The following is a 9,887-nucleotide window of genomic DNA, read 5'->3' on the forward strand; positions in this document are numbered from 1 at the left end:
GTATCGACAAAATATTTTACAAGAAAAAATTAGATGCAGAAACTCTAGAAGAGCTAGAAGAGCTACTTATCTCAAGTGATATGAGTGTTTTGGTAGTAACTAATATTATTAAAGAATTTAAAAAGGTAAAATTTGACAAAGAAATAGATAGTGATACAGTAAAAGAAGCCCTTGCTAAATTAATAGAGCAGCAGCTATCAAAATCAGAAATTCCTTTTACTTTAAGCGAAAATAAATTAAACGTAATTTTAGTTTGCGGTGTTAACGGAGCAGGTAAAACCACGACTATAGGTAAGCTTGCTGCAATGTACTCAGCACAAGGTAAAAAAGTAGCAGTTGCAGCCTGCGATACTTTTAGAGCAGCTGCCGTAAATCAGCTAAGTACTTGGGCAAATAGAGCAAATGCACTACTTATTACCGGTGAAGAATCGGCTGATCCCGCAAGTGTTGCTTATCGCGGGATGGAAGAATCGATAAAACAAAATATCGATATACTTTTTATCGATACAGCAGGTAGGCTTCATAATAAGAAAAATTTGATGGATGAACTGTCTAAGATTGTAAAAGTTATAAAAAAACTAGACGAGAATGCCCCCACTCATAGCGTTTTAGTCATTGATGCTATTACCGGACAAAATACCTATAACCAAATAGAACATTTTAATGATGCTACTAATTTGACAGGGCTTATCGTGACTAAACTAGACGGCAGTGCTAAAGCGGGTGTAATTGTCGGAGTAGTACAAAAATTTAATTTACCCTTATACTTTATCGGTATAGGTGAGAAGATAGAGGACTTAAAAATATTCAACCAACATGATTTTGCTAGAAATATAGTAGGGTTGTGAGGTTTTGCTACGTCATTGCCCACACGAATATTGAGTCGTCATTACGAGTAGCTGTAGGCTGCACGGTAACCTCATGAAGTAATAATAAACTCCTGAGATTGCTTCGTCAATTACTTACGTAATTTCCTCGCAATGACGATCTAATTAAAAATAAAATCATAAAATGACTCAAAAAAATACCTTATTGCTCATAGACGGATACGGATTTGTTTTTAGAGCCTATTATGCACAACAGCCTTTAACTTCACCAAAAGGCAAGCCTGTCGGTGCTCTTTACGGTTTTACTTCAATGCTGCTAAAATTACTGAGCGACTTTAAGCCTAAACATGTCGCTGTAGTATTTGACAGCGGTGGGGAAAATTTTCGCCATCAGATTTATCCCGACTATAAAGCTAACCGCCCTCCACCCCCTGAAGATTTAATTGTACAATTACCTTTAGTTCGTGATGTTGCAAGTAACTTAAATTTTCCTATTCTAGAGAAGAACGGTTATGAAGCCGATGACATTATCGCAACCTTTGCTACTAAAACTGCTGCACTTGGCGAACATGTAGTCATTATCTCTTCCGATAAAGATTTATTACAGTTAATGACTGAAAACATCAAGATATATGATCCGTTAAAAGGGAAATATATTACGGAGGATGATGTGGTTAAAAAATTTGGCACTACTTCTGATAAATTACGTGAAGTAATGGCTTTAATCGGCGATAGATCGGATAATATTCCGGGTGTACCATCTATTGGACCAAAAACTGCAAGTAGTCTTATAACACAATTTGGTTCTGTAGAAAATATATTTAACTCTTTAGACCAAGTCTCAAGCGTAAAACAACGTGAAACTTTACAAAATTCAAGAGAAATGGCGTTAATTTCATGGCAGTTAATAGGGCTTAATTCTAATGTTGATTTAGATTTTCAGCTAAATAATTTAGAATGGTCACCTCCAAATAGCGATAAATTAACAGGATTTTTACAGGAATACGGTTTTAGATCTTTATATAAAAGAGTAGAAAATTTATTGGATATTAAAATTAACGACTACAAAGAAATAGCAGATAATAAAGTAACGGAAATAAAAGAAATTAATAATGCTAATGAGTTAGCAGACTTTGCTAAAGAAGCCACGAAAATAGGAATATTCGGGATATATTTATTACAGCATAAAGGAGCTAATCTTGCTTTTATTTTATCACTGCAAAACCAAAGCTATATTATTAAAATTTCAAACACTTCTCATGATCTATTTTCTTACAATACTAAAACTAATAACAACTGGTTTTCGGATATAATCTTCAATTTACTAATCGATAAATCCATAAAAAAAATTACTTACTCTCTTAAACCTCTACTTAAATTTTATGCAAACCAATCTCATGACATTACGGCTATAGAAGATTTAGAATTAATGCAGTATGCGTTATCTGCCGGTTTATCACAGAAAAATTTATTTAAAGAAGTTTTGAAAGAAACTTGGATAGAAAATATAATTATCAAATCAGCAAAAATAGTAATAAACTTTATCACACTTTATAAGCAAACTATATGGGAACTTAAAGACAACAAAACCTTTAGAATTTATAGCAACATTGATTTACCTATTTGTTTTATTTTAGATAAAATGGAGAAAGTGGGTATTACAGTAGATGCTAATTACCTAAAACAATTATCTGCTGAATTTGGAACAGAAATTCTAAAACTTGAAGAAGAAATTTTTGCTCTTAGCGGAACTAAATTTAATATTGGTTCGCCAAAACAATTAGGCGAAATCTTATTCGAAAAAATGCAATTACCTTTCGGTAAAGCTTCAGCTAAAGCAAGCTCTTACTCAACGGGAGCAGAAATACTAGAAAAACTTAGTGAGCATGGATATAATATTGCAGATTTGTTATTAAGATGGAGGCAACTAACAAAATTAAAGAATACCTACACCGATAGTTTGCCGAAACAGATAGATAATATAACACATAGAGTACATACGACATTTTTACAAACTTCTACCACTACAGGAAGACTTAGCTCACAGGAACCTAATCTACAAAATGTACCTATTCGCTCTAGTGAGGGGAATCAAATCAGACAAGCTTTTATTGCTGAAGAAGGTTATAAATTAATATCTGCCGATTATTCTCAAATTGAGCTTAGAATATTAAGCCATATCGCAAATATAGATGCACTAAAACAAGCATTTATCAATAAAGACGATATCCATACTCAAACTGCTTGTCAGATCTTTAACTTACAAAAACACGAACTAACTAGCGAACATAGGCGTAAAGCAAAAGCTATAAATTTTGGTATCATTTACGGTATAAGTGCTTTTGGGCTTGCTAAGCAATTAAACGTTACTAACGGCGAAGCATCCGCATATATCAAGAAATATTTTGCTGAATATAAAGGAGTACAAGAATATATGGAGCAAACAAAAGCTTTTGCAAGTAGCAACGGCTATGTCACAAATTGCTTTGGCAGAAAATGTTTTGTACCTCTAATTCATGATAAAAAGCTTAAACAATTCGCAGAACGTGCGGCTATTAATGCTCCGATTCAAGGAACTAATGCCGATATAATTAAAATTGCTATGATCAATCTAGATCAAGAAATAGAAAAACATAAACTTAAAACAAGATTAGTACTGCAAATTCATGATGAATTACTATTTGAAGCACCGATTGATGAAGTAGAAATTATAACACCTATTATTAAAAAAATCATGGAAAATTCTACTAATATGGATGTACCGATTATAACCGAAATTAGAGCAGGTAATAACTGGATGGAAATGCATTGAAGGTGTATCATTCCTAGCTAAAGGCGGCGTTATTGCATGACTTGCTGTCATTCCCGCAAAAGCGGGAATCCAGAAAAATAACTTCAACATATAATACAGCATACATATTTGATAAAATAAGCATATAAAAATATATTAATATAACAGTTGAAGAATTTTAAAAGGAGCATAATGTATGAAAAATTTTATATTTACGTCTGAGTCAGTTTCTGAGGGCATCCGGACAAAATTGCCGATCAAATTTCAGATATGGTACTTGATGAGATTCTAAAACAAGACCCTAACGGTCGTGTTGTCTGTGAAACATTTGTAACCACCGGTCTAGTTCTAGTGAGCGGCCTAGTACCTATGTGGATATTGAGCAAATAGTATGTGGCAAGATACAAGAAATCGGCTATAATAATCCAAATTATGAATTTGACGGTAGCTGTTGTGTCGTAATTTCAGCTCTCATTAACAATCACCCGATATAGCTATGGGTGTTGACAATGCAAATGACTATGAAATAGGTGCAGGAGACCAAGGTATGGTTTTCGGTTATGCCTGTAATGAAATGGATAGTTTCATGCCCACACCGATTTACTACGCTCATTTATTAATGACAAGACAAGTATATTTACGTAAACAAAATATCTTGTCTTAGACCCGATGCACAATCTCAAGTCACGTTACGATATGAAAATAACAAACCAATTGCCATTGATACAGTAGTTTTATCAACTCAGCATCATCTGGCAATACAACAAAAAGACCTTATTGAAGCAGTAATGGAAGAAATTATTAAACAGGCATTACCAAGCAATTTACTGCATAAAGACACTAAATACCTAATTAATCCAACGGGTCGGTTTTTATAGACGGTCCCATTGCAGATTGTAGTTTAACCTGTAGGGAATTTATCGTGGACAGCTATGGAGGAATGGCAAGACACGACAGCAGTGGCTTTTCTGGAAAAGATCCAACAAAAATAGATAGATCGGCTGCTTACATGGCACGCTATATTGCTAAGAATATAGTAGGAGCAAGACTTGCCGATTGCTGTGAAATACAAATATCCTACAATAGGCGTAGCTGCTCCCGTATCTGTTTATGCTGAAACTTGCGGTACTAGCACATTAAACAACGAACAAATTACTAAGCTCATAACACAGCATTTTGATATGCGTCCAGGAAGAATTATTAAATATCTTAAGCTTCGCACTCCATGTTATCAAAAAACAGCTTCTTACAGTCATTTCGGTCGAGAAGACGCAAATTTTACATGGGAACAATTAGATAAAGTAGATATATTGAGGTGAGTAATTATTGACATTTATTCATAATACATGATTATTTTGATCTCTGCTTAACCAATTAGTTGAAAATATAGTTGAGAATATAAATAATGATAGAAAGTTCGGTAACTTAGAAAATTATGATAATCAACTTACAAATACTGCTCTAAACAAGAATAACCAAAATAAGCTGAAAGAACATTATGAAAATATCACTCAAGCCTTAAATAACATACGGAAGAGTATGAAGCAAAAGCAACTCAGTACTGCGAAATGCTTGACGATGCCCGTACCTATGATAAATTCACAAAAGATTATAATTTAGGCTCAGTTCATTTTATAACAGCTAAGCGTATAAAGCTTTAAATCCTGACAAAAATACAGGTAAAAAATTAGACCATTTTATGGATGGCTTAGATGAGATTTATAAGCAATCCTTTTTACGTAAATTAACTAGTTCAACTGAATTACCACCAGCAGAGCAGTTAAAAAAATTTTTAGAAAAAACTACAGATGAAATATATGATAAACTGCAAAAAACCGGAGAAGCATATTTATCATATTCTAATGCTCCTACTAATACAGGATTACATACAAATGTTATAAAATATTCTAAAGAAAACGGAAAAAATTATCGTATATATATAATGCCGGTGCTGGGGTAAGAGCCGATAATTCAAAACTAAATCACACACCAAAAGATCAATTAATACAGGAGTATTAGAAGATAAAAAATAAGAAGTTAAAACCGATAATACATTCAATAAAAATTCAGAACCTAAAAAACAAACTATCAAAAATAAATTTTATAAGTATTTAAGTAAATTAACGAGAAAATTGGGATTAAAATCCATAAGTAATTATTTTAAAGAATTAATTAAAGACCCAAATCTTGAGCACAATATCAATTTAGAAAAAGAAGCAAAGTTAATAGCAGACAAACATCAACTAACAAAATATATGGAACTTAGCGATAATAAAAATAATAATGCAGTATTTAGCGATCAAAAAACATCAAAGAATATTACTCAATTATATCAATAATAGATTCATTTTACTGTCAATTCAGGTATTGCCTATAAAAAGTTGACTCAAGGTTTCGATGTCATTCCTGCGAGACATTGGCTTTGTTGCATGGCTCGGTTTTTTCGTCATTGCAAGGAAAATTACGAAGTAATTGTACGTCCACAATCTCAAGTTTGTTATTATTTCATGAGATTGCCACGCAGCCTATGGCTGCTCACAATGATGACCCGATATCCAGACAACAATGCCTTGCGGGAATGACAGTGGAAAACCGAACCACTCAACAACTACGCTATTTACTATATCCTTTTAAAATCTCAAAATCTTGCCCTTGGAGCAAGAATTTTTCAGGTAATGTAATTTTTGCTACAAAATTCTTTATATCTGCGCTTTGTAAATAGATTGTAGCTTTAGCATTACTCTGATCTTCATTATTTATACGAGCTGCAAGCAAGGTTACTATCTGCCGTAATTCTTCATGATTTTGTGGATAAAACTGTAGTTCAAATTGTTTATTATTAATTGCATCCTCAATTGATGAAAAGCTTTTTGCCGTTAGTTTTATTCCTCCCTCATCTTTAACTATGTCACAATTAACAACTACCAAACTTTTAACATCAAGTAAATGTACATAATCTTTTAAAACTTCCTCACTAAAAATACTAAGTTCAAAGATATTCTCAGGATCGGAAAGCACGAGCGTAACAAACCTACCTCTTGCTGACATACGAGAATCCTTTTTTTGTATTACACCGGCAAGATTTACTCGGTTAGTACCATCAGGTAAGTTATTATGCAAATCCGCAGTATTTAAAATATTTAAACGACTAAATATTTCTTGATATTCCGTAAGAGGATGATTAGAGATAAATAAACCCATAGCCTCAAATTCATAAAAAGCTAAAGTATTTTTATCGGCATAATCGCTTGATACTAAAATAGTTGGACTTAAACTAGAAACTTTAATTAAGCTAAATTGATTAGATTCCTGCTCTTCGTGATATGCAGTTGAATAAGAAAGCAATTTTGGAATGCTTGACAATAATTGCAATCGATTATCATGCAGCTCATCAAAACAGCCTGACTTGATTAAATTTTCCAATAATTTACTGTTAATAGATTTTGGGGGTAATCTTTCAATAAAATCAGTAATTGATTTAAATACCCCTCTTGCTTTTCGCTCATCCGTTACTAACTTACCGAAATTCGGCGTAACTCCCTTAATAGCACCTAAGGCGAAGATTATTGCACCCGCAATGTCATACCGTGGCTTGACCACGGTATCTTTTGAAATGTCCTGGATACCACGATCAAGTCGCGGTATGACAGGCTTTACGCTATGCGGGATGACCGTGTCCGAAAACTGTACACTAAAATACCCTTCAGAAATATTAATATTAGGTGCAATAATTTTTATGCCATTATCTTTTGCTTCTTGTAAAAATAAATTAATTTTATCGTGATTATTCAATTCAAGATTTAAGCATGCTACTAAAAATTCAGCAGGATAATTAGCTTTAAGATATGCAGTTTGGTATGAAATAACACCGTAAGACGCAGCATGTGCCTTATTAAAACCGTATCCGGCAAATTTAGCCACGGTCGCAAAAATGGATTTAGCTTGAGATTCCGAAATATTATTAGCAATTGCTCCTTTAACAAAAATTTCTTCCTGCTCCTCCATTTCTTTTTTTATCTTCTTACCCATTGCTCTCCGAAGTAAATCGGCAGCTCCTAGCGTATAACCTGCAAGAACCTGAGCAATTCTTTGTACCTGCTCCTGATATATCACCACTCCGTAAGTTTCTTCTAAGATTGGTTTCAATAGCTCATGTAAATAATCAGGCTGTTGTAATTTATGCTTACAAGCTATATAGGTAGGAATATTTTCCATAGGACCAGGACGGTATAACGCACCAAGCGCTATCAAATCATGTATAGAATCAGGTTTAAGGCGTCTAAGTGCATCTTTCATCCCGATACTTTCAAATTGGAAAACACCGACTCCTTTACCTTTACACAACATTTGATAAGTCTTATTATCATCAAACGTCATATTGTTAAAATCTACTTCTATCCCTTGCTCTTTAAGCAGTTTCTTACAATCGGTAATAACCGTTAGGGTTTGTAGCCCTAAAAAATCAAATTTAATTAAACCGGCAATCTCGGAATATTTCATAGAATAACCGACTACCAACATATCGGAGTTAGAATCTTTATATACCGGTACTATATCGACTAAATCAGTACCTGCTATTACGATTCCTGCAGCATGAGTTGAGGAATGCCTATGCAGCCCCTCAAGAATTAACGAAGTATCAATCACTAACTTAATTAACTCCGCTTCACCATCTAAATTATACAGCCCATTACCTTTAGCGGCATTTGCCAGCTCCGGAACTTCACGCATTGCCTGTTCTAAGCTAACTGGATTAACTGCACTAAAAGGGACAAGTTCCGTTAGATAATCAGCGAATTTATAAGGTAAGCTAAGCACACGAGCGACATCCTTAATTACAGCCTTTGCCTGCATCTTACCGAAAGTTATAATCTGTCCTACTCTATTATTACCGTATTTGGAACGTACGTAATTAATTACTTCCTCACGCCTTTCCTGACAAAAATCAATATCAAAATCAGGCATTGAAATACGTTCAGGATTTAAAAATCTTTCAAATAATAAGCCAAATTTAATCGGATCGAGATCAGTAATAAGCAAGCTCCAAGCAACAACCGAGCCTGCTCCCGATCCTCTACCCGGTCCGACTAAAATACCCTCTTTTTTACTCCATTTAATAAAATCCGATACAATCAAAAAATAACCAGCAAAATTCATATTACAGATAATATCCAGCTCATAATTAAGACGAGCAAAATATTCGGTTTTCAATGCTTCTTGATTCTCTAACGCAATATTTTCAGATTTAAACTTTGCAGCAAGCCTTGCAAGCAACCCTTCTTTTGCATCTTTTTTAATTAAATCCGTTTCACTAATATCTTTGGTGGCAAAATTAGGCAGCATCGGCGGGTTTGCATGTGCGGCAAAATAACAACGCTCTCTTAAATTCACGGTATTTTGGATGGCACTAGGTAAATCGGAAAAAAGCTCTATCATCTCATGCGGTGATCTAAAATAACAATTTTCACTAACTGTTTTTCGATCCAGATATTCTTTAGTAACACCGGCTGATATACATAACAATACATCATGTGCATCATGCATGCTTTTCTCACTAAACAAAACTTTATTAGTAGCAACAAGCGGAATAGCAAGCTCGGCAGCAATTCTAATATAACTATCCTCAATAAACTGTTCTTCCGGTAGCTCATGTCTCATAATCTCAAAGTAAAAACGATCTCCTAAAATTTCCTTTAATTTACGTGCAAACAGCATCGCTTGCTCCTCGTTGCGAGCTAGCAAGCATTTTCCGACAATACCGTCGGTATAACAGCATAATCCTATTAATCCTTCTTGATATTCGATTAAATCTTCAAAATCAATATGATCACATATCTTACGATCATTTTTAGTAAAAGTAAGGCTTGATAGTTTGAGTAAATTTTTATAACCAGTTTCATCTTTAGCTATAAGCAAAATTTGAGCAAAAATATCTATATCGCATTTTATATTTAGAATAACTCCGTGTATCGGCTGCAGTCCTTTTTTTACTGCACATAATGCAAACTCTAATGAGCCGAATAAATTTCCCTTATCTGCCAAACAAATAGCAGGCATTTTATTCGATGAAGCAAGTTCTACTACCTTCTCAATCGTTAATGCACTTTCTAGAAAAGAATAAGAGCTTTGAGTTCTTAAATGAATAAATTCAGGTCGCATTTTAAATTAATGTTAAAGTTTATTGTCGTACTGTATGACTCCTTATGTCATTCCCGCGTAGGCGGGAATCCAGGGTAAAGCGAGATAAATATTCCCGCCTACGCGGGAAT

4 protein-coding genes and 3 pseudogenes are annotated in these 9,887 nt (G+C 33.9%); 6 read left to right on the forward strand and 1 reads right to left on the reverse strand.

Annotated elements, in window-relative coordinates; all coding sequences use genetic code 11:
• The 6 genes and pseudogenes from ftsY to BG75_RS06335 form a co-directional block, all read left to right on the forward strand.
• Nucleotides 1–848: pseudogene (gene ftsY, locus BG75_RS06305) on the forward strand (signal recognition particle-docking protein FtsY); the annotation flags it as partial.
• A gap of 163 nt (nt 849–1,011) precedes the next feature.
• Nucleotides 1,012–3,639: a DNA polymerase I gene (gene polA, locus BG75_RS06310; protein ID WP_062811810.1), complete on the forward strand. Its 2,628-nt coding sequence runs from the start codon at nt 1,012–1,014 to the stop codon at nt 3,637–3,639.
• A gap of 175 nt (nt 3,640–3,814) precedes the next feature.
• Nucleotides 3,815–4,937: pseudogene (metK, locus tag BG75_RS08515) on the forward strand (methionine adenosyltransferase).
• A 67-nt stretch (nt 4,938–5,004) separates the two neighbouring features.
• Nucleotides 5,005–5,279 (forward strand): annotated as a pseudogene (locus tag BG75_RS06325) (hypothetical protein).
• A 38-nt stretch (nt 5,280–5,317) separates the two neighbouring features.
• The gene (locus BG75_RS06330; RefSeq protein ID WP_062811811.1) at nt 5,318–5,578 is read left to right on the forward strand and encodes a hypothetical protein; all 261 of its coding nucleotides are present in this window, start codon (nt 5,318–5,320) and stop codon (nt 5,576–5,578) included.
• Between the two features lie 172 nt (nt 5,579–5,750).
• Entirely contained in the window at nt 5,751–5,957 is a 207-nt protein-coding gene (locus BG75_RS06335) for a hypothetical protein (RefSeq protein WP_062811812.1), read from the forward strand.
• A gap of 274 nt (nt 5,958–6,231) precedes the next feature.
• Here the strand turns inward: BG75_RS06335 and dnaE are convergent, their stop codons facing one another.
• Nucleotides 6,232–9,777: a DNA polymerase III subunit alpha gene (dnaE, locus tag BG75_RS06340; RefSeq protein ID WP_062811813.1), complete on the reverse strand. Its 3,546-nt coding sequence runs from the start codon at nt 9,775–9,777 to the stop codon at nt 6,232–6,234.
• Between the last annotated feature and the right edge of the window lie 110 nt (nt 9,778–9,887).

Source organism: Rickettsia endosymbiont of Proechinophthirus fluctus, assembly GCF_001602635.1.
Lineage (GTDB): Bacteria > Pseudomonadota > Alphaproteobacteria > Rickettsiales > Rickettsiaceae > Rickettsia > Rickettsia rickettsii.